This window comes from Pseudoclavibacter sp. CFCC 11306, from assembly GCF_008831235.1.
Classification (GTDB): Bacteria; Actinomycetota; Actinomycetes; order Actinomycetales; family Microbacteriaceae; genus Pseudoclavibacter_A.
Window position 1 is genome coordinate 1,152,950 of the sequence record NZ_WBKF01000001.1, and the last position, 18,513, is coordinate 1,171,462.

Here is an 18,513-nt window from a genome sequence, read left to right on the forward strand (position 1 = left end):
CTGTGGACTACTTCTTCTTGCCTGCGACGGTGCGCTTCGGACCCTTACGCGTACGCGCGTTGGTCTTGGTGCGCTGACCGTGCACGGGCAGGCCACGACGGTGGCGGAGACCCTGGTAGCTGCCGATCTCGACCTTGCGGCGGATGTCGGCGGCAACCTCACGGCGAAGGTCACCCTCGGTCTTGTAGTTGTGCTCGATGAAATCGCGCAGTGCGACGAGCTGATCGTCGGTCAGATCCTTGACGCGGATGTCACCGCTGATCTCGGTGGCCTCCAGAATCTTGAGCGCGCTCGTGCGCCCGATGCCGAAGATGTAGGTGAGTGCGATCTCCACGCGCTTCTCGCGAGGCAGATCGACGCCTGCTAGACGTGCCATGCGGCTGCTCCTTATGGTGCATTGGAGGTGTCGGGCAGCATCTCCGTGAGTCCGCCTGATCGCTCAGACGATTCCACGGCCCCAGCCTCCGACTAGGGGTGTGCTGACTCTCGTCAGCGATGCTGCTTATTGTGGTGCTTCGGCCTACTTGTAGCGGTAGACGATGCGTCCGCGGCTGAGATCGTAGGGGCTGAGCTCGACGACCACGCGGTCTTCGGGCAGAATGCGGATGTAGTGCTGACGCATCTTGCCTGAAATGTGCGCGAGCACCAGGTGCCCGTTGGTCAGCTCGACGCGGAACGTGGCGTTGGGGAGGGCCTCGACGACTGAACCTTCAATCTCGATGACACCGTCTTTTTTCGCCATGTATGCCTTACCGCCTTGATCTCTAGAGTGGATACACCGATGCCAAAAGACACCAGTTAATCATCTTATGGCTTTTTTTGATGGTTGTACAGACCGGGCGTGTCGAGAATGCGACCTAGACTGTCAGCGGGGTCGGAACAACGCCGAACGGCGCCAATCCTGCCGCACCGCCGTCGGCGTAACTGAGCGCCCAGATGCCGCGATCGGTCACGGCTACCTGAACCTCCCAATGTGCGCCGTCAGACCCGTCGGCAGACGAGATCGCCCATCCGTCGGGAGCGATGACGGTGTCTTCGGTGCCGTCGGTCAGCATCGGCTCGATGCAGATGACCAGTCCGGACTGCACCTTCGCACCGCGCCCCGAGATGTGGTAGTTGAACACCGGCGGATCTTCATGCATCTCACGACCGATGCCGTGCCCGATGTACTCGCGCAGAATGCCATAGTCGCCCTGTCCGAGGATGTAGTCCTCGATCGCCGTGCCGACCTGGTTCACATGCTTCGCCGAAGCCAACGCTGCGGCGCCTGCCCACATCGACTGTTCAGTGACGCGGCTGAGCTCAGCCCGACGTGCACTGACTTCGGGGTCTCCCCCGGGGACGAGCACGGTGACGGCCGAATCGCCGTTCCATCCGTTCAGCAGCGCTCCGGCATCCACTGAGACCAGGTCGCCGGGCTCGATGACACGGTCGCCGGGGATGCCATGGACGATCTGCTCGTTGATCGAGACGCAGATCGCGTCGACATAGTCGTCCTCCAGAGCGAAGTTCGCAGTGGCGCCGTCGGATGCGAGCGTGCGCAGTGCGACGTCGTCCAGATGTCGCGTGGTCGCTCCCGGCTGAATCGCTTTCGAGACCTCGTCGAGCACGTGGCGAGTGGCCATCGCCGCATCACGCAACTGCAGAATCTGCTGCGGGGTCTTGTAGTCGAAAGTGGGTCGACGGAACATCACTTCTCGCCGAGACCGGCAAGAATGCGGTCGGTGACTTCGTCGACCGCACCGAGTCCGTCGACCGTCACGAGCAGGCCGCGTTCGCGGTAGGTGTCGATCAGCGGAGCAGTCTGCTCCGCGTAGACCTCAAGGCGGTGACGAATGACATCTTCGGTGTCGTCCGAACGGCCCTGCTCGACGGCACGCTTGTGCAGCCGCTCGACCAGCTCGCTCTGGTCGGCCTCGATGAGCACGACCGAATCGAGCGCTTTACCAGCGTCACCAAGGATGTCATCGAGCTCTTTGACCTGCTCTGCCGTGCGCGGGTAGCCGTCGAGCAGGAACCCTTCGGCTGCGTCTGCCTCGTTGAGGCGTGAGCGCACCAACGCGTTCGTCAGAGAGTCGGGAACATACTCGCCGGCATCCATGTACCGCTTCGCCTCTTTGCCCAGCTCGGTCTGGTTCTTGACGTTCTCGCGAAAGATGTCGCCAGTCGAGATCGCCGGAATGCCCAGACTCTTCGTCAGACGTGCGGCCTGCGTGCCCTTGCCAGCTCCTGGCGGACCGATAAGAAGCAGTCGTTTGCTCATTTGAGTAGCCCTTCGTAGTGACGTTGTTGCAGTTGCGAGTTTATCTGCTTGACCGTCTCAAGGCCGACGCCGACGATGATCAGGATCGACGTACCACCGAAGGCGAAGTTCTGGCCGACGCCGAGGCCGCCCAGAACGATCAGCGGCAGCAGCGCAACGAGGCCGAGGTAGATCGAGCCGGGGAACGTGATGCGGCTGAGCACGTAGTTGAGGAAGTCTGCGGTCGGGCGACCAGCGCGGATGCCTGGAATGAAACCGCCGTACTTTTTCAGGTTCTCGGCCTGCTCCTCCGGGTTGAACGTGATGGCCACGTAGAAGTACGTGAAACCGACGATCAGCAGGAAGTACAGCGCCATGTAGAGAGGATGGTCGCCGCGGGTGAGGTAATTCGAGATGAACTGTACCCAAGCCGGCGGCTCCTGCGAGCCGTCGCCCTGGTTGAACTGCGCGATCAGTGCGGGCAGGTAGAGCAGCGACGAGGCGAAGATGACGGGCACGACACCGGCCATGTTCACCTTGATCGGAATGTACGTGGTGTTGCCGCCGTAGGTGCGGCGCCCCACGACGCGCTTGGCGTACTGAACTGGAACGCGACGCTGGGACTGCTCGACGAAGACCACGGCCACGACGAGCACCAATGCGAGGATCAGTACGAAGAAGAAGTTACGAGGCCCGCCGTTGCCGTTCCAGATGGCACCCATCTGGCTGGGGAACTGCGCGGCGATCGAGGTGAAGATCAGCAGTGACATGCCGTTGCCGATGCCACGCTCGGTGATGAGCTCGCCGAACCACATGATCAGGCCAGTGCCGGCGGTCATGGTCAGCACCATGAGCACGATCGTGTACCACTGGTCGTTCACGATGAGCGACTCGCTGCAGGCTGTGCCGTAGAGTGCGCCGGTTCGTGCGACGGTGACGAGTGTGGTGGCCTGGAGCAGACCGAGGCCAAGTGCGAGGTAACGGGTGTACTGCGTCATCTTGGCGCGACCCGACTCGCCCTCTTTGTGCAGCTCTTCAAAACGCGGGATGACCACACGCAGCAGCTGGACGATGATCGAGGCCGTGATGTAGGGCATGATGCCCATTGCGAACACCGAGAGCTGCAGCAGCGCACCACCGCTGAACAGATTCACGAGCTCGTACAGACCTGAGGTCTGCGATGTCTGATTGATGCACTGCTTGACAGCGCTGTAATCGACGTAGGGGGTGGGAACGAAGGAGCCCAAGCGGAACAGCAGAACGATGAATAACGTGAAACCAATCTTCTTTCGAAGATCAGGCGTCTTCAAGATACGGACGACGGCGTTCGACAAACCTCAGGCTCCTGTCAAGTTGAGACGTCTCTCGACCGTGACGTACGCCACGGTCGAGAGACGACACATTCTTTACTACTCTACCGAACCGCCGGCAGCAAGAATCTTCTCGCTTGCGGAGGCCGAGATCTTGTCAACGCGAACATCGAGCTTGACGGTGATCTCACCGGTTCCGAGCACCTTGACAGGCTCGCCAGCGCGCACGGCGCCCTTTGCGACGAGATCGTCGACGGTGACCTGGCCACCCTGGGGGTAGAGTGCCGCGAGGCGAACCAGGTTCACGACCTGGTACTCGACGCGAGCCGGGTTCTTGAAGCCACGCAGCTTCGGGGTGCGCATATGCAGCGGCATCTGCCCGCCTTCGAAGCCGGGACGCACCTGGTAACGGGCCTTGGTGCCCTTGGTGCCGCGACCTGCGGTCTTGCCCTTCGACGCCTCACCGCGACCCACGCGGGTGCGATCCTTCTTGGCACCAGGAGCGGGGCGAAGGTGATGAACCTTGAGCAGGCTCACCTTCTCCTCTTCCTGTGGCGCTTTCTTGTCAGCCATGCTCAAATCTCCTCAACCTTGATCAGGTGACGAACCGCGTTGACATACCCGCGGTTCACCTGGTTGTCATCCTTGATGACTGTCTGACCGATGCGGCGCAAGCCGAGTGAGCGAAGCGTGTCTCGCTGCTCGGGCCGTGCCCCGTACTTGCTCTTGACCTGGGTGACCTTCAGCTGGCTCGCCATCACTCACTCACCTTCTCGTCAGCCTTGAGCAGCGCCGCGGGTGCGACCTCGTCGAGGGGCAGACCACGACGTGCTGCCACGGCCTGCGGTTCCTCGAGCTGCTTGAGTGCGGCAACAGTGGCACGCACGATGTTGAGCGTATTCGACGACCCCAGCGACTTGCTGAGCACGTCGTGCACGCCGGCGCACTCGAGCACGGCGCGCACCGGGCCACCGGCGATAACACCGGTACCGGCTGATGCCGGACGCAGCAGGACGACGCCGGCTGAGTCCTCGCCCTGCACAGGGTGCGGAATCGACTTGAGGATGCGCGGCACGCGGAAGAAGTTGCGCTTGGCCTCTTCGACACCCTTGGCAATCGCGGCCGGAACCTCTTTGGCCTTGCCATAGCCGACTCCGACGAGTCCATCGCCGTCGCCCACGACGACCAGCGCCGTGAAGCTGAAGCGACGACCGCCCTTGACGACCTTCGACACACGGTTGATGGTCACGACGCGTTCAAGGAACGGGCTCTCTTTGTCACGGCCGCCGCGATCGCCGCGATCGCGACCGGGCTGGCGCTCGCGCGACCCGTGACGACGCTCGCGCTCGTTGGGGTCGGTGGCCTGCTGGCTCTTGCCCTGGCCTTCAGCTGAGGTTGCGCTCACCTGCTGCTCCTTTGATGCTTCGGTCTTCGTCTGTTCGCTCACAGTGTCAGCCCACCTTCGCGTGCGCCGTCAGCGACTGCTGCGACTCGACCGGCGTACTGGTTGCCGCCGCGGTCGAAGACGACCGCCTCGACACCGGCCGCCTTGGCACGGTCGGCAACGAGCTGGCCCACCTTCTTGGCCTTCGCCGTCTTATCACCGTCGAAGACACGCAGATCTGCTTCGAGAGTCGACGCGCTCGCCACGGTCACGCCGCGGGTGTCGTCGACGACCTGCACGAAGACGTGGCGAGCCGAGCGGTTCACCACGAGACGGGGCCGCTGAGCGGTGCCGCTCAGGTGCTTGCGCACACGGACATGACGACGCTGACGCGCTGCCTGCCTGCTCTTGTTGCGTGAAGCCATGATTACTTACCAGCCTTTCCAGCCTTGCGCCGCACGTGCTCGCCTTCGTACCGCACGCCTTTGCCCTTGTACGGCTCGGGCAGGCGCAGCTTGCGCAGTTTCGCGGCGGTCTCGCCGACAGACTGCTTGTCAATGCCCTTGACGATGACCTTGTTCTGGCCTTCGACCTCGAACGAGATGCCCTCGGGCGGGTCGACCACGATGGTGTGCGAGTAGCCGAGCGAGAACTCCACCGAGCTGCCCTTGGCGACGGCGCGATAGCCGGTGCCGACGATCTCGAGGCGCTTCGAATAGCCCTCTGTGACGCCGATGATGTTGTTGTGGATCAGCGTGCGGCTCAGTCCGTGAAGCGAACGCGACTCGCGCTCTTCGTCCGGACGAGCGACGATGACCTGGCTGCCGTCGACCGAGGCCGTGATCGGCTTCGGCAGTGACAGTTCGAGCTGACCCTTCGGGCCCTTCACTGCGACGTGCTGGCCGTCGATCTTGACGTCGACGCCTGCCGGAATCTCAATGGGAAGCTTACCGATACGTGACATGTTCGATCACCACACGTAGGCGAGGACTTCCCCACCCACGCCCTTCGCCTTGGCCTCACGGTCAGTCAGCAGACCCGAGGAGGTGGACAGAATCGCGATGCCCAGGCCGCCGAGGACCTTGGGCAGCTCGGTCGACTTCGCGTAGACGCGCAGACCGGGCTTGGAGACTCGCTTGATGCCTTCGATCGCACGCTGGCGATCGGAGCCGTACTTGAGATCGATGGTGAGCGTCTTGCCCACGCGAGCGGGCTCCTCGCTGACCTCGCCGACATAGCCCTCACGCTTGAGGATCTCAGCGACGCTGCGCTTCAGCTTGCTGGAAGGCAGCGCGACGCGCTCGATGTGCGCGTTGTTCGCGTTGCGGATCCGCGTCAGCAGGTCGGCAACGGGGTCTGACATTGTCATGTGCAGTGTTTCCTGTTCTCGCCAGGTATCCCCGCCCCGTACACGGAGCGGGGACCTTCGGCAATCGGTGTTACTTGGTGGTCTTGGTCTTGAAAGGGAAGCCCAGGGCACGCAGCAGCGAGCGACCCTGATCATCGTTGTCAGCCGACGTCACGATCGTGATGTCGAAGCCGCGCACGTGATCGGTCTGGTCCTGATCGACCTCGTGGAAGACCGACTGCTCGGTCAGACCGAAGGTGTAGTTGCCGTTGCCGTCGAACTGACGGTCGCTCAGACCGCGGAAGTCGCGAATACGCGGCAGCGACAGGCTGATCAGACGATCCAGGAACTCCCATGCGCGGTCGCCGCGAAGCGTGACGTGCGCGCCGATGGCCTGGCCCTCGCGCAGCTTGAACTGAGCGATCGACTTGCGAGCGTGGTTGACGTGCGGCTTCTGACCGGTGATGGCCGCGAGGTCGTGCACAGCACCCTCGATGAGCTTGCCATCGCGGGCAGCCTCACCGACACCGGTGTTCACGACGACCTTGACGATCTTCGGAACCTGATGCAGGTTCGTGAAGCCGAACTCCTTCTCAAGAGCCGGAATGATCTCTTCGCGGTACTTGACCTTGAGGCGAGGGGTCACCTTCTCAACCGTGGTGGTCTCTGCAGTCTCAGTCATCAGATGTCCTTACCCGACTTCTTGGCGTAGCGAACGCGGACGGTGCGCTTCACGCCATTGGTCTCAACTTCTTCGACTCGGAAGCCGACACGGGTCGGCTTCTTGGTCTCGGGATCGACGATCGCGACGTTCGAGACGTGAATCGGAGCCTCGAACTCCTTGATGCCGCCCTGCTCGCCGTTCACACCGGCGCGCACGTGACGCTTCACGATGTTCACGCCTTCGACGACGACGCGGTCAGTCTCGGGAATGACGCGCAGAACAGTTCCCTGCTTGCCTCGGTCACCGCCGCGATCCTGGCTCGCGCCCGAGATCACCTCGACGAGGTCTCCCTTGCGAATCTTCGCCATCTCAAATCACCTCCGGTGCCAGTGAAACGATCTTCATGAACTTCTTGTCGCGCAGCTCACGGCCGACGGGGCCGAAGATACGCGTGCCACGAGGCTCGCCGTCGCCCTTGAGGAGCACTGCGGCGTTCTCGTCGAACTTGATGTACGAGCCGTCCGGACGACGCGTCTCTTTGACAGTGCGAACGATGACGGCCTTGACGACCTCACCCTTCTTCACACCGCCACCAGGGATCGCATCCTTGACGGTCGCCACGATGGTGTCGCCGAGACCTGCATACCGACGGTTCGAACCGCCCAGCACACGAATCGTCAGCAACTCCTTGGCGCCGGTGTTATCGGCAACCTTCAGTCGCGATTCGTTCTGAATCATGTGAATTCTCCTTGGGTAGGTTCAGGCCTACTTGGCCTTCTCCAGAATCTCAACCAGGCGCCAGCGCTTGGTGGCGGACAGCGGACGGGTCTCGTCGATGCGAACGAGGTCGCCCACACCAGCGGCGTTCTCTTCGTCGTGCACGCGAACCTTCGACGACTTGCGCATGACCTTGCCGTAGAGGGCGTGCTTCACACGATCCTCGACGACCACGGTGATGGTCTTGTCGCCCTTGTCGCTCACCACGTAGCCGCGACGGCTCTTGCGGTACCCGCGCTCCTCGGCGACAGGCGACTCCTGCTTGTTCTCGCTCATGCCTGAGCCTCCTCGTCAGTCTTGGCGGCCTTCTTCGATGTCTTGGCCTTGGCCTTCGACGCCTTCTCGGCCGGAGCCGGGGCGGGCTGCTGGCGGATGCCGAGCTCGCGCTCACGGATGATGGTGTAGATGCGTGCGATGTCGCGCTTGACGGCGCGAACACGCGATCCCGAAGCGAGCTGACCGGTGGCCGACTGGAAGCGCAGGTTGAACAGCTCTTCTTTGGCCTTCTTCAGCTCGGCTGCCAGGGCAGCCTCTTCGAGCGTCTCGAGCTTGTCGACAGCGAGGTCTTTGGATCCGATCGGCATTATGCGTCACCCTCCTCGCGCTTGATGATGCGCGCCTTGACTGGAAGTTTGTAGATGGCACGAGTGAGCGCTTCGCGAGCGATCTCATCGCTAACACCGCTCAGCTCGAAGAGCACACGCCCGGGCTTGACGTTGGCGACCCAGAACTCGGGCGAGCCCTTACCAGAACCCATTCGGGTTCCGATCGGCTTCTGCGAGAGCGGGCGATCCGGGAAGATGTTGATCCAGACCTTGCCACCACGCTTGATGTAACGCGTCATGGCGATACGAGCGGCCTCGATCTGACGGTTGGTGATATAGGCGGGGCCGAGAGCCTGAACGCCGTATTCGCCGAATGCCAGTTCGTTGCCACCCTTCGAACGCCCTGAGCGCTTGGGGTGGTGCTGCTTGCGGTACTTGACCTTACGTGGGATGAGCATGTTCTACGCCTCCGCTCCTGCTGCCACCGGAGCATCCTTCTGCTGGCCGTGCTGGCCGCGAGGGGCTCGGCGGGAACGATCACCGCGGCTGGGACGCGAAGCCTCGAGGCTCGCCAGCTCACGATCGGTGATCTCGCCTTTATAAATCCAGACCTTCACGCCGATGCGGCCGAAGGTGGTACGTGCCTCGTAGAAGCCGTAGTCGATGTTCGCGCGCAGCGTGTGCAGCGGCACACGACCCTCGCGGTAGAACTCGGAACGGCTCATCTCGGCGCCGCCCAGACGACCGGCCACCTGGATGCGAACACCCTTGGCGCCTGCGCGCATGGCACCCTGCAGGCCCTTGCGCATGGCACGACGGAACGCGACACGAGCAGCGAGCTGCTCTGCGACACCCTGAGCGACCAGCTGAGCCGAAGCCTCGGGGTTCTTGACCTCGAGGATGTTCAGCTGGATCTGCTTGCCGGTGAGCTTCTCGAGATCGCCGCGGATGCGCTCAGCCTCCGCGCCGCGACGGCCGATGACGATACCAGGGCGCGCGGTGTGGATGTCCACTCGCACGCGATCCTTGGTGCGCTCCAGGTTGATCTTCGCGATGCCGGCGCGGTCAAGGTTCTCTGTCAGGAAGTGACGGATCTTGACGTCCTCGGCGACATAGTCCTTGTAACGCTGACCAGGCTTGTTCGAGTCGGAGAACCACCGTGACACGTGGTCAGTGGTGATGCCCAGACGGAAGCCGTAAGGGTTGACTTTCTGACCCATCAGTTGCTCTCCTTCTTCGCTGATGCCTCGGTTGCCCCAGCTGCCTCTTCAGGCGTGGCGACGACCACAGTGATGTGGCTCGTGCGCTTCAGCACCCGATAGGCACGGCCCTGAGCGCGGGGACGGATGCGCTTGAGGGTCGGGCCCTCGTCGACATACGCCTCGGCGATGTAGAGCTCGTCCTCGTCGAGGAAGCTGTTCGAAGCCTCTGCCTTGACTCGAGCATTGGCGACAGCCGATGCGACGAGCTTGTAGACCGGCTCCGAAGCACCCTGCGGGGCGAACTTCAGAATTCCCAGAGCCTCGTTGACCTGCTTGCCGCGAACCAAGTTGACGACGCGACGGGCCTTCTGAGGCGTAACACGGATATGACGCAGACGCGCGGTTGCTTCTACCATCATGACCTCTCTTTCAGGAGCTGCCGACGCCTCAGCGTCGGCGGCCCTTCTTGTCGTCCTTCTCGTGACCGCGGAAGGTGCGCGTCGGCGCGAACTCGCCGAGCTTGTGGCCGACCTGCGCCTCGGTGATGAACACCGGGACGTGCTTGCGACCGTCGTGAACGGCGATCGTGTGGCCGAGGAACGCCGGAATGATCAGCGAACGGCGTGACCAGGTCTTGATCACATTCTTCGTGCCGGCCTCGTTCTGAGCGAGAACTTTGCGAAGCAGGTGCTCGTCAACGAAGGGGCCCTTTTTCAGACTGCGTGGCATTCTTGTCTATCTCCTACTTGCGCTTCTTGCTCGACGGGCGACGACGCACGATGAGCTTGTCGCTGGCTTTGTTCGGCTTGCGGGTACGGCCTTCAGGCTGACCCCACGGGCTGACCGGGTGACGACCACCCGAAGTGCGACCCTCGCCACCACCGTGCGGGTGGTCGACCGGGTTCATCACGACACCACGAACCGTCGGGCGGATGCCCTTCCAGCGGTTGCGACCAGCTTTGCCCCAGTTGATGTTCGACTGCTCGGCGTTGCCGACCTCGCCGATCGTGGCACGGCAGCGGGCGTCGACGTTGCGGATCTCACCGCTCGGCAGACGCAGCTGCGCGTAGGCGCCGTCCTTCGCGACCAGGCGAACGCTCGAACCGGCCGAACGGGCCAGCTTGGCGCCGCCGCCGGGGCGCAGCTCGATGGCGTGCACCACAGTACCGGTCGGGATGTTCTTCAGCGGCAGGTTGTTGCCGGGCTTGATGTCGGCACTGGCGCCGGACTCGATGACGTCGCCCTGCTTGACCTTGTTCGGAGCCAGGATGTAGCGCTTGGTTCCATCGATGAAGTGCAGCAGCGCGATACGTGCGGTGCGGTTGGGGTCGTACTCGATGTGAGCGACCTTGGCAACGACGCCGTCTTTGTCTGCGCGACGGAAGTCGATCACGCGGTACTGGCGCTTGTGTCCGCCACCGTGATGACGCGTCGTGATGCGACCGGTCGAGTTACGACCACCGGTCTTCGAGAGCGGCCGCAGCAGCGACTTCTCGGGCGTCGAGCGGGTGATCTCGGCGAAGTCAGCCACCGATGAACCGCGACGACCCGGGGTCGTGGGCTTGTACTTGCGAATAGCCATGATTCTTAGCCTTTCCCCGACCTAGTTCGCTGCCGAGAAGATGTCGATGGAACCCGACTTCAGCGACACGATGGCACGCTTGGTGTCTTTGCGCTTGCCGGTTCCGGTGCGGGTGCGACGGGTCTTGCCCTGACGGTTGAGGGTGCGAACCTGATCGACCTCGACGTTAAAGATGGCCTCGATGGCCTGCTTGATCTCGGTCTTGTTGGCGTCAGGAGCGACCTCGAACGTGTACTTGCCCTGGTCGATGAGGTTGTAGCTCTTCTCAGAGACGATGGGCTTGATCACCACGTCGTGTGTGTGCTTGTTGAGCTCAGTCATTCTGCATCACCTTTCTGCGCGGCGCGGCCGACGAACTGCTCGAAGGCCTGCTTGGTGAAGACGATGTCGTCGGCGACCAGCACGTCATAGGCGTTGAGCTGGCCGGCGTCGAGGCTGTTCACGTTCTGCAGGTTGCGCACGCTTTTGATCGTGAGCTCATCGGTGCGATCGACGACGAGCAGGATGTTTGCGTCGGCGGCGAACTGTGCGAGCACAGCCTTCGCGGCCTTCGTCGACGGTGTCTCGCCTGAGACGACGTCGGTGATCACATGCACGCGGCCGTTGCGAGCACGGTCGCTGAGCGAACCGCGCAGAGCTGCGGCGATCATCTTCTTCGGGGTGCGCTGCGTGTAGTCGCGCGGCACCGGCCCGTGGACGATGCCACCGCCGGTCATGTGCGGAGCACGGATCGAACCCTGTCGGGCGTTACCTGTGCCCTTCTGCTTGAACGGCTTGCGGCCTGCGCCTGAGACCTCGCCACGGTTCTTCACCTTGGCGGTGCCCTGACGGGCGGCGGCCAGCTGTGCGACGACGACCTGGTGGATCAGCGGCACGTTGGGCTGCACGTCGAAGAGATCGGCGGGCAGCTCGACACTGCCGGACTTCTTGCCCTCGGCGGTCAGCACATCGATCTTGGTGGCAGCCATGGTCAGGCCCCCTTCACAGCGTTGCGGACGAACACGACCTGGCCCTTGGGGCCGGGGATTGCGCCCTTGATGAGCAGCAGGTTGTTCTCGGCGTCGATGGCCTGCACCTTGAGGTTCTGAACGCTCACGCGCTCGGCACCCATGCGGCCAGCCATCTTGAGGCCCTTGTAGACGCGCGACGGCGTCGAGGCCTCACCGATCGAACCCGGCTTGCGGTGGTTGCGGTGCGCACCGTGCGATGCGTTGTCACCACGGAAGTTGTGCAGCTTCATCACACCTGCGAGGCCCTTGCCCTTGCTGGTGCCGACGACGTCGACCTTCTGGCCGGCTTCGAACTGCTCGACGGTGAGCTCCTGACCGATGCTGTACTGATCGGTGTCGTTGGTGCGCACCTCGACGAGGTGGCGACGCGGGGTCACGCCTGCCTTGGCGAAGTGACCGCCAGCGGGCTTGGTGACTTTACGCGGGTCGATCTGCCCGTAGGCGATCTGCACGGCCTGGTAGCCGTCGCGCTCGGCGTCGCGAATCTGGGTCACGACGTTGGTCGTGGCCTCGACGACGGTGACGGGCACGAGGTTGTTCTCCTCGTCCCACACCTGGGTCATGCCGAGCTTGATGCCCAGCAGGCCCTTGCGGGTCTTGGTTTCAGTAGTCATTCTCTCGTGTTCCTCAGAGCTTGATCTCGATGTTCACGTCAGCAGGAAGGTCGAGACGCATCAGCGAGTCGACAGCCTTCGGCGTCGGATCGACGATGTCGATCAGGCGCTTGTGGGTGCGCTTCTCGAAGTGCTCACGGCTGTCCTTGTATTTGTGCGGCGAACGGATCACAGCGATCACGTTCTTCTCAGTGGGGAGCGGCACCGGGCCGACCACTGTCGCACCGGCACGGGTCACCGTGTCGACGATCTTGCGTGCAGAGGAATCGATCACCTCGTGGTCATACGACTTCAGTCGAATGCGGATCTTCTGTCCCGCCATCGCTGACTCCCATCTTCATTCCAAGGCAATACTGCCTTCATCGTTTCGGCAATTGTGCCGACCTTGCTTCCGAGGTCTCGACGTCTCGCCGACACTGTCCTGTGTCTGCCTGACGCCTTGACTCCGTCAGGACGCTTGTGAGCTCTCGCTCATTCACGCACCACTGTTCTTCTGTCAAAGCTGCGTCCACTGCCTGTGTGAACTCCCTCACAACGACCGAGGGGCGGGCACGCAGGCACCCGAACTCTTGTCGTGTTGTGAGGTCTCAACGGCAAGAACCGCATCACTGCCGTTGTTCACGGCTGGACGCACTGTTCGTACCGACGTGTTCTGCTGCAAGCGGCCGAATCTCAGATCCGACACATACTGGCAGTGATCCGCGCGAACGCGGAATTTCTGGAACTGAACAAGTTTGCCACAGACTTGGGCCATTAAGCAACCCGGGCGTGTCGCCCTGGGCGAGTCGCTGCGGGCGCCTTCCCGACGCCCTGGAACCGGCACCCGGGCTTCGCGCTGTCACCCGTCGGCAGACGCCGTTCACGCTCAGCGGCCGGTGGCCACCAGCCCGGCCCACTGCTCGAGCTCGACACGGGGGCCGGTGAAGAACGGCGTCTCTTCTCGCACATGCAGACGGGCCTTCGTACCGCGCATATGACGCATCAGATCGACGATGCGGTGCAGCTCGTCGGCCTCGAAGGCCAGAATCCACTCATAGTCGCCGAGCCCGAACGACGCGATGGTGTTCGCACGCACGTCGGGGTAGTCGACCGCATACTGCCCATGCTCGCGCAGGATCGTCGAGCGCTCCTCATCGGGCAGCAGGTACCACTCATAGGAGCGCACGAACGGGTACACACAGAGGTAGTCGCGGGGCTGCTCCCCCGCCAGGAACGCCGGGATGTGCCGCGGATTGAACTCGGCCTGACGATGCACGGCGACGTTCGACCAGTACGGCGACAGGTGCTGTCCGAGCGGCGTGGTGAGAAAGCGGTGATAGGCGCGCTGCACCGTCTCAGGACTCTCGGCGTACCACCAGCACATCAGGTCGGCTTCGGCACGGTATCCGGCGACGTCGTAGAACCCACGCACAGTGAGGCCCTCGATCTCGTCGAGCGCCTCCAGCGTCTCACGCGCGGCAGCCGCACGCACAGCAGCATCCTCGTCGAACGGCTCATCGACGGTGAACACGGCCCACTGTGTGTAGGTCACAGTCGAGTTGATGCGCTCGGCCTTCTGCGCGAAGCTCTCGGGCTTCGCCACGTTCGGTCGTTCCACCTTGGCGGTGGCGTTGTTCGTCGTGCTCTGGTTCGCATTGTCTGCGGTCATCGTTCTCAGTGCCTCTTCTGCTCTGTGCCTCGTGGATGTCTGTGCTCAGTGTGCGACCGGTCGCGTCAGTCGTCGTCGCCCGCGACCACCGGCAGCCCGGTGACCACGCCGGCTCGCTGACGGCAGCTGTTCGGCGGTGCGACGTCAGGCGTCATCGGATGCGATCCGATCACCGGACGTCGTGTGCCATGGCCGCGTTCGACCGCTGCGCGCTCGATCATCAGCTCGGCGAGGCCCTCGACGAACTCGGGGCGATGTCCTGCCGTGGTCGCACGACGCACCTCGAGGCCGATCTCGTCGGCGTGTGCTGCGGCCTCGGTGTCGAGGTCGAAGACGACCTCCATGTGGTCGGCGATGAAGCCGATGGGAGCGATCACGACGTTCTGCACGCCTTGTGCTTTGAGCTCGTCGAGCCGGTCGCTGATGTCGGGAGCGAGCCACGGCTGGTGCGGACTGCCCGACCGCGAGCAGAACGACAGCGAGGTGCCGAGCAGACGGTCGCCCAACTCGCCCTCGACCGCCCGAGTGACTTCGGCGGCGACCAGCTGGTGCTGCTCGAGGTAGGTCGGCCCTGTGGCGCCGCTGGCCTCGTTCATCGTCTCGGGGATGCTGTGAGTCACATAGGCGATGTGCAGCGGCTGACCGACGGGCAGTTCGCTCGCTGCCTCGCGCACTGCGTTGACGTTGGCGTCGACGAAGGCCTGATCGTTGTAGAACGCACGCAGGATGTCGACGTCGAGTCGCACACCCGTCTCGGCTTCGAGCGCGGTGATCGTCTCGGCCAGGTGCTCACGGTACTGTCGCGAACCCGAGTACGAGATGTAGGCGGCGGTGATGACCACCAGGATGCGACGGGCACCGTAGGCGATTGTGGTGCGCAGCGTGTCGACCGTGTAGGGGTTCCAGTGGCGGTTGCCGAAGAGAATCGGGGTGTCGACGTCTCGGCGGTCGAGGGCGGCGCGCAGATCGGCGATGAGTCTGAGGTTCTCGCCGTTGATCGGGCTGCGCCCGCCGAAGAGGCGGTAGTGCTCGCCGACCACTTCGAGCCGCGAGTCCGGGATGTTCTTTCCAGAGACCACGTCGCGCAGAAACGGGAGGACGTCCTCCTGTTTGTTCGGGCCGCCGTACGAGAGCAGCAGGATGGCGTCGTACGGGCTGAGTGCGCTGTCTGCGAGGGTATCTGAACTTGAGGGATTCTGGGCGGTCACAAGCCAAAGAATATCATCAGACGTTTCACTTGCCACATTGAGGAGACCATTCATAGGCTGGCCGAATCTTGTGGTTCGCCACGAGAATGCGGCGCCTCCAGCGGGGCGACGACAACCACACAAGAAGGAGCCACACATGTCTGACACCATGCTCGCTGCCGTCCAACACAACTTCGGAGACCGTCTCAGCATCGAAGAGGTGCCGATCCCGGAACCCGGTCAGTATCAAGCCCTGGTCAAAGTCGACTACACGGGCGTCTGCCACACCGATCTGCACGCGGTCGAGGGTGACTGGCCGGTCAAGCCCAATCTCCCGCTCATCCCCGGTCATGAAGGCCACGGCACGGTCGTGTCGGTCGGGCCTGACGTCACGAACGTGAAGGTCGGCGATCGCGTCGGCAACGCATGGCTGTGGAGCGCCTGCGGCGAGTGCAAGTACTGCCTCGCGGGCGACGAGAACCTGTGCCCCGACGTCGTCAACGGCGGCTACGCGGTGGCCGGCAGCTTCGCCGAGTACATGATCGTCGACTCACGCTACGTCGGCAAGATCCCAGACGGAGTCGACCCGATCGAGATCGCCCCGATTCTCTGCGCCGGCGTGACCGTCTACCGCGGCCTGAAGTCGACGGATGCGAAGGCCGGCGACTGGGTGACCATCAGCGGCATCGGCGGCCTGGGGCACCTCGCCGTGCAGTACGCGGTCGCCATGGGCTTCAACGTGGCTGCGGTCGACGTCGGCGACGACAAGCTCAAGCTGGCGAAGGAGCTCGGCGCCTCGATCACGGTCAATGCCCGCGAGCAGAATCCGGTCGAGGTGCTGCAGAACGAGCTTGGCGGCACCCAGGGCGTGCTCGTCACCGCACCGAGCAACATCGCGTTCGAGCAGGCCATGCACATCGTGGGTCGAGGAGGCACCGTCGCGATCAACGGTCTGCCCGTCGGCGACTTCCCGGTGAACATCTTCGACACCGTGCTGCGCGGCATCACTCTGCGTGGCTCGATCGTCGGTACCCGCCTCGATCTCGCCAACGCGCTGGACTTCGCCGCGCGCGACAAGGTGCACACGATCGCGACCGAGCGACCGCTCAGCGAGATCAACGAGGTGTTCGACGAGATGCGCGCAGGCAAGATCACCGGCCGCGTCGTGCTCAACGTCAAAGACGCTCGAGCGCAGCTCAAGTAGTCTCTGAGCAGTCCGCGCCCAACACGCTGTGTCTGCGGCAGAGCGCACGAAGGCGGGAACCCATTGATGGGTTCCCGCCTTCATTCTCGCGCACTGCTGCCGACTCGCGTCGACACGTCAGAAGAGAGCTCTGTCAGACGCTCGATTCGCTCACGGGCGACAGGTCACTCGTTTCCGATCGCCTTGTCCGCGGCGTCACGGGCCTGCTGCACCTGATCCGAGAACTTCTCGCCGGTGACTCTATTCGCCAGATCGGCCGCCTTGTCGAGCAGCGAGTCTGAGATCTCTTCGGCCTTGTCACTCTGCATCGCCTGCTTCGCCTTGTCGGCAAGCCCTCCGGCCTGCCCCGCGACGCCCCCAGCAGCGTTCTTCGCCTTGTTCACCAGATCTTCGAGTCCCATGGCGGATCCCTTTCTCGTTGGGCCTCACCGGTAGGGGCCCGTTGCAGACAACTCTACAGATCCGTCCCAACACGCAGAAAGACCCCGGATCTCTCCGGGGTCTTTCAGACAAGCGGTCTGTGAGGACTACTTGATGATCTTGGTCACCGTGCCGGCGCCAACGGTGCGTCCACCCTCACGGATGGCGAAGCGCAGGCCCTCTTCCATGGCGACAGGCTGAATCAGATCAACCTTCATGTCGGTGGTGTCACCGGGCATGACCATCTCGGTGCCCTCAGGCAGCGTGATGACGCCGGTGACGTCCGTGGTGCGGAAGTAGAACTGCGGACGGTAGTTCGAGTAGAACGGGTTGTGGCGACCGCCCTCATCCTTGGTCAGGATGTAGGCGCTGCCCTCGAACTCCTTGTGCGGGGTGACCGAACCGGGCTTGGCCACAACCTGGCCGCGCTCGACGTCCTCGCGCTTGGTGCCACGAAGCAGCAGGCCGACGTTCTCGCCCGCACGACCCTCGTCGAGCAGCTTGCGGAACATCTCGATGCCGGTGACGGTGGTCTTCTGAGTGACCTCCTGGATGCCGACGATCTCGACGTCCTCGTTGATGTGGATGATGCCACGCTCAACACGGCCGGTGACGACGGTGCCACGACCGGTGATCGTGAAGACGTCCTCGATCGGCATCAGGAACGGCTTCTCGGTGTCGCGCACCGGATCCGGGATGTACTCGTCAACTTTGTCCATGAGGTCGGCCACAGTGGCAGCCCACTTCTCGTCGCCCTCAAGCGCCTTCAGCGCCGAGACGCGCACGACAGGAGCGTCACGATCGTAGTCCTGGCTCTCGAGGAGGTCGCGGACCTCTTCCTCAACGAGCTCGAGGATCTCTTCGTCGTCAACCATATCGGTCTTGTTCAGAGCGACGAGGATCGACGGCACGCCCACCTGGCGAGCGAGCAGCACGTGCTCGCGAGTCTGGGGCATGGGGCCGTCGGTCGCTGCGACCACGAGGATCGCGCCGTCCATCTGAGCAGCACCGGTGATCATGTTCTTGATGTAGTCGGCGTGGCCGGGGGCGTCAACGTGTGCGTAGTGACGCTTCTCGGTCTGGTACTCGACGTGCGAGATGTTGATCGTGATGCCGCGCTGGCGCTCTTCAGGAGCGTTGTCGATCTGATCGAATGGGGTGAACGGGTTGAGATCGGGGTACTTATCGTGCAGCACCTTGGTGATCGCCGCCGTCAACGTGGTCTTACCATGGTCGACGTGACCAAGCGTGCCAATGTTGACGTGGGGCTTTGTCCGTTCGAACTTTGCCTTCGCCACTGTGGGTCCTCCTCAGGACTCTCATGTAGTTGGCTCAACCCGATTCTGTCTCGGAGAGTTACCTACGATTTGATTCTT

Annotated in this window: 30 protein-coding genes; 1 reads left to right on the plus strand and 29 read right to left on the minus strand. The window is 63.1% G+C overall.

Annotated features, from left to right (window positions below):
• Window positions 1–7: 7 nt before the first annotated feature.
• The 27 genes from rpsM to F8O09_RS05105 form a co-directional block, all read right to left on the minus strand.
• Window positions 8–376, minus strand: a complete 369-nt coding sequence (rpsM, locus tag F8O09_RS04975) for a 30S ribosomal protein S13 (RefSeq protein ID WP_158030762.1) — start codon at window positions 374–376, stop codon at window positions 8–10.
• Between the two features lie 144 nt (window positions 377–520).
• The gene (infA, locus tag F8O09_RS04980; protein ID WP_158030761.1) at window positions 521–742 is read right to left on the minus strand and encodes a translation initiation factor IF-1; all 222 of its coding nucleotides are present in this window, start codon (window positions 740–742) and stop codon (window positions 521–523) included.
• Window positions 743–857: 115 nt separating this feature from the next.
• A complete protein-coding gene (map, locus tag F8O09_RS04985; protein ID WP_158054153.1) occupies window positions 858–1,691 on the minus strand; it encodes a type I methionyl aminopeptidase in 834 nt (277 codons plus the stop codon).
• Entirely contained in the window at window positions 1,691–2,263 is a 573-nt protein-coding gene (locus tag F8O09_RS04990) for an adenylate kinase (RefSeq protein ID WP_158030759.1), read from the minus strand. Before F8O09_RS04990 ends, map begins: the two co-directional genes overlap by 1 nt.
• Window positions 2,260–3,576, minus strand: a complete 1,317-nt coding sequence (gene secY / locus F8O09_RS04995; protein ID WP_158030758.1) for a preprotein translocase subunit SecY — start codon at window positions 3,574–3,576, stop codon at window positions 2,260–2,262. The genes F8O09_RS04990 and secY overlap by 4 nt, the downstream gene beginning before the upstream one ends.
• Window positions 3,577–3,651: 75 nt before the next feature.
• Complete coding sequence (gene rplO / locus F8O09_RS05000) at window positions 3,652–4,125, minus strand: 50S ribosomal protein L15 (RefSeq protein WP_158030757.1); 474 nt, start codon at window positions 4,123–4,125, stop codon at window positions 3,652–3,654.
• Window positions 4,126–4,127: 2 nt separating this feature from the next.
• A complete protein-coding gene (gene rpmD / locus F8O09_RS05005; protein ID WP_158030756.1) occupies window positions 4,128–4,310 on the minus strand; it encodes a 50S ribosomal protein L30 in 183 nt (60 codons plus the stop codon).
• Window positions 4,310–4,957: a 30S ribosomal protein S5 gene (rpsE, locus tag F8O09_RS05010; protein ID WP_158030755.1), complete on the minus strand. Its 648-nt coding sequence runs from the start codon at window positions 4,955–4,957 to the stop codon at window positions 4,310–4,312. The genes rpmD and rpsE overlap by 1 nt, the downstream gene beginning before the upstream one ends.
• 38 nt (window positions 4,958–4,995) lie before the next feature.
• Window positions 4,996–5,361, minus strand: a complete 366-nt coding sequence (gene rplR, locus F8O09_RS05015; protein ID WP_158030754.1) for a 50S ribosomal protein L18 — start codon at window positions 5,359–5,361, stop codon at window positions 4,996–4,998.
• A gap of 2 nt (window positions 5,362–5,363) precedes the next feature.
• Window positions 5,364–5,900, minus strand: a complete 537-nt coding sequence (gene rplF, locus F8O09_RS05020) for a 50S ribosomal protein L6 (RefSeq protein WP_158030753.1) — start codon at window positions 5,898–5,900, stop codon at window positions 5,364–5,366.
• 6 nt (window positions 5,901–5,906) lie between these two features.
• The gene (rpsH, locus tag F8O09_RS05025) at window positions 5,907–6,305 is read right to left on the minus strand and encodes a 30S ribosomal protein S8 (protein WP_158030752.1); all 399 of its coding nucleotides are present in this window, start codon (window positions 6,303–6,305) and stop codon (window positions 5,907–5,909) included.
• A gap of 70 nt (window positions 6,306–6,375) precedes the next feature.
• Window positions 6,376–6,966 (minus strand): 50S ribosomal protein L5, encoded by a 591-nt coding sequence (gene rplE, locus F8O09_RS05030; RefSeq protein ID WP_158030751.1) that lies wholly within the window; start codon window positions 6,964–6,966, stop codon window positions 6,376–6,378.
• On the minus strand, window positions 6,966–7,316 hold the full coding sequence (gene rplX, locus F8O09_RS05035; protein ID WP_158030750.1) for a 50S ribosomal protein L24: 351 nt from the start codon (window positions 7,314–7,316) through the stop codon (window positions 6,966–6,968). The genes rplE and rplX overlap by 1 nt, the downstream gene beginning before the upstream one ends.
• A 1-nt stretch (window position 7,317) precedes the next feature.
• Window positions 7,318–7,686 (minus strand): 50S ribosomal protein L14, encoded by a 369-nt coding sequence (gene rplN, locus F8O09_RS05040; protein WP_158030749.1) that lies wholly within the window; start codon window positions 7,684–7,686, stop codon window positions 7,318–7,320.
• A 27-nt stretch (window positions 7,687–7,713) separates the two neighbouring features.
• Window positions 7,714–8,001 carry a 30S ribosomal protein S17 gene (gene rpsQ, locus F8O09_RS05045; protein ID WP_158030748.1) on the minus strand — a complete coding sequence of 96 codons (288 nt, stop codon included), beginning with the start codon at window positions 7,999–8,001 and terminating at the stop codon, window positions 7,714–7,716.
• Window positions 7,998–8,309 carry a 50S ribosomal protein L29 gene (gene rpmC / locus F8O09_RS05050; protein WP_158030747.1) on the minus strand — a complete coding sequence of 104 codons (312 nt, stop codon included), beginning with the start codon at window positions 8,307–8,309 and terminating at the stop codon, window positions 7,998–8,000. Before rpmC ends, rpsQ begins: the two co-directional genes overlap by 4 nt.
• A complete protein-coding gene (gene rplP, locus F8O09_RS05055; protein WP_158030746.1) occupies window positions 8,309–8,728 on the minus strand; it encodes a 50S ribosomal protein L16 in 420 nt (139 codons plus the stop codon). The genes rpmC and rplP overlap by 1 nt, the downstream gene beginning before the upstream one ends.
• 3 nt (window positions 8,729–8,731) lie before the next feature.
• Window positions 8,732–9,490: a 30S ribosomal protein S3 gene (gene rpsC / locus F8O09_RS05060; RefSeq protein WP_158030745.1), complete on the minus strand. Its 759-nt coding sequence runs from the start codon at window positions 9,488–9,490 to the stop codon at window positions 8,732–8,734.
• A complete protein-coding gene (gene rplV / locus F8O09_RS05065) occupies window positions 9,490–9,888 on the minus strand; it encodes a 50S ribosomal protein L22 (RefSeq protein WP_158031768.1) in 399 nt (132 codons plus the stop codon). Before rplV ends, rpsC begins: the two co-directional genes overlap by 1 nt.
• A gap of 31 nt (window positions 9,889–9,919) precedes the next feature.
• Window positions 9,920–10,201 (minus strand): 30S ribosomal protein S19, encoded by a 282-nt coding sequence (gene rpsS, locus F8O09_RS05070; RefSeq protein WP_158030744.1) that lies wholly within the window; start codon window positions 10,199–10,201, stop codon window positions 9,920–9,922.
• 13 nt (window positions 10,202–10,214) lie between these two features.
• Window positions 10,215–11,054, minus strand: coding sequence for a 50S ribosomal protein L2 (gene rplB, locus F8O09_RS05075; RefSeq protein ID WP_158030743.1), 840 nt, complete (start codon window positions 11,052–11,054; stop codon window positions 10,215–10,217).
• 21 nt (window positions 11,055–11,075) lie between these two features.
• Complete coding sequence (rplW, locus tag F8O09_RS05080) at window positions 11,076–11,375, minus strand: 50S ribosomal protein L23 (RefSeq protein WP_158030742.1); 300 nt, start codon at window positions 11,373–11,375, stop codon at window positions 11,076–11,078.
• Entirely contained in the window at window positions 11,372–12,022 is a 651-nt protein-coding gene (rplD, locus tag F8O09_RS05085; protein WP_158030741.1) for a 50S ribosomal protein L4, read from the minus strand. The genes rplW and rplD overlap by 4 nt, the downstream gene beginning before the upstream one ends.
• A gap of 2 nt (window positions 12,023–12,024) precedes the next feature.
• Window positions 12,025–12,678 (minus strand): 50S ribosomal protein L3, encoded by a 654-nt coding sequence (rplC, locus tag F8O09_RS05090; protein ID WP_158030740.1) that lies wholly within the window; start codon window positions 12,676–12,678, stop codon window positions 12,025–12,027.
• A gap of 13 nt (window positions 12,679–12,691) precedes the next feature.
• Complete coding sequence (gene rpsJ / locus F8O09_RS05095; protein ID WP_028245927.1) at window positions 12,692–13,000, minus strand: 30S ribosomal protein S10; 309 nt, start codon at window positions 12,998–13,000, stop codon at window positions 12,692–12,694.
• A gap of 543 nt (window positions 13,001–13,543) precedes the next feature.
• On the minus strand, window positions 13,544–14,326 hold the full coding sequence (hemQ, locus tag F8O09_RS05100; protein WP_158030739.1) for a hydrogen peroxide-dependent heme synthase: 783 nt from the start codon (window positions 14,324–14,326) through the stop codon (window positions 13,544–13,546).
• A gap of 65 nt (window positions 14,327–14,391) precedes the next feature.
• Complete coding sequence (locus F8O09_RS05105) at window positions 14,392–15,534, minus strand: ferrochelatase (protein WP_225732878.1); 1,143 nt, start codon at window positions 15,532–15,534, stop codon at window positions 14,392–14,394.
• 136 nt (window positions 15,535–15,670) lie between these two features.
• Between F8O09_RS05105 and adhP the strand changes: the two genes are divergently transcribed.
• Complete coding sequence (gene adhP, locus F8O09_RS05110; protein ID WP_192496617.1) at window positions 15,671–16,717, plus strand: alcohol dehydrogenase AdhP; 1,047 nt, start codon at window positions 15,671–15,673, stop codon at window positions 16,715–16,717.
• 164 nt (window positions 16,718–16,881) lie between these two features.
• Here adhP and F8O09_RS05115 read toward each other — a convergent pair whose 3' ends face one another.
• Both F8O09_RS05115 and tuf read right to left on the minus strand, forming a co-directional pair.
• Window positions 16,882–17,118 carry an antitoxin gene (locus F8O09_RS05115; protein WP_158054155.1) on the minus strand — a complete coding sequence of 79 codons (237 nt, stop codon included), beginning with the start codon at window positions 17,116–17,118 and terminating at the stop codon, window positions 16,882–16,884.
• A 126-nt stretch (window positions 17,119–17,244) separates the two neighbouring features.
• Window positions 17,245–18,435: an elongation factor Tu gene (tuf, locus tag F8O09_RS05120; protein WP_158030736.1), complete on the minus strand. Its 1,191-nt coding sequence runs from the start codon at window positions 18,433–18,435 to the stop codon at window positions 17,245–17,247.
• Window positions 18,436–18,513: the final 78 nt, after the last annotated feature.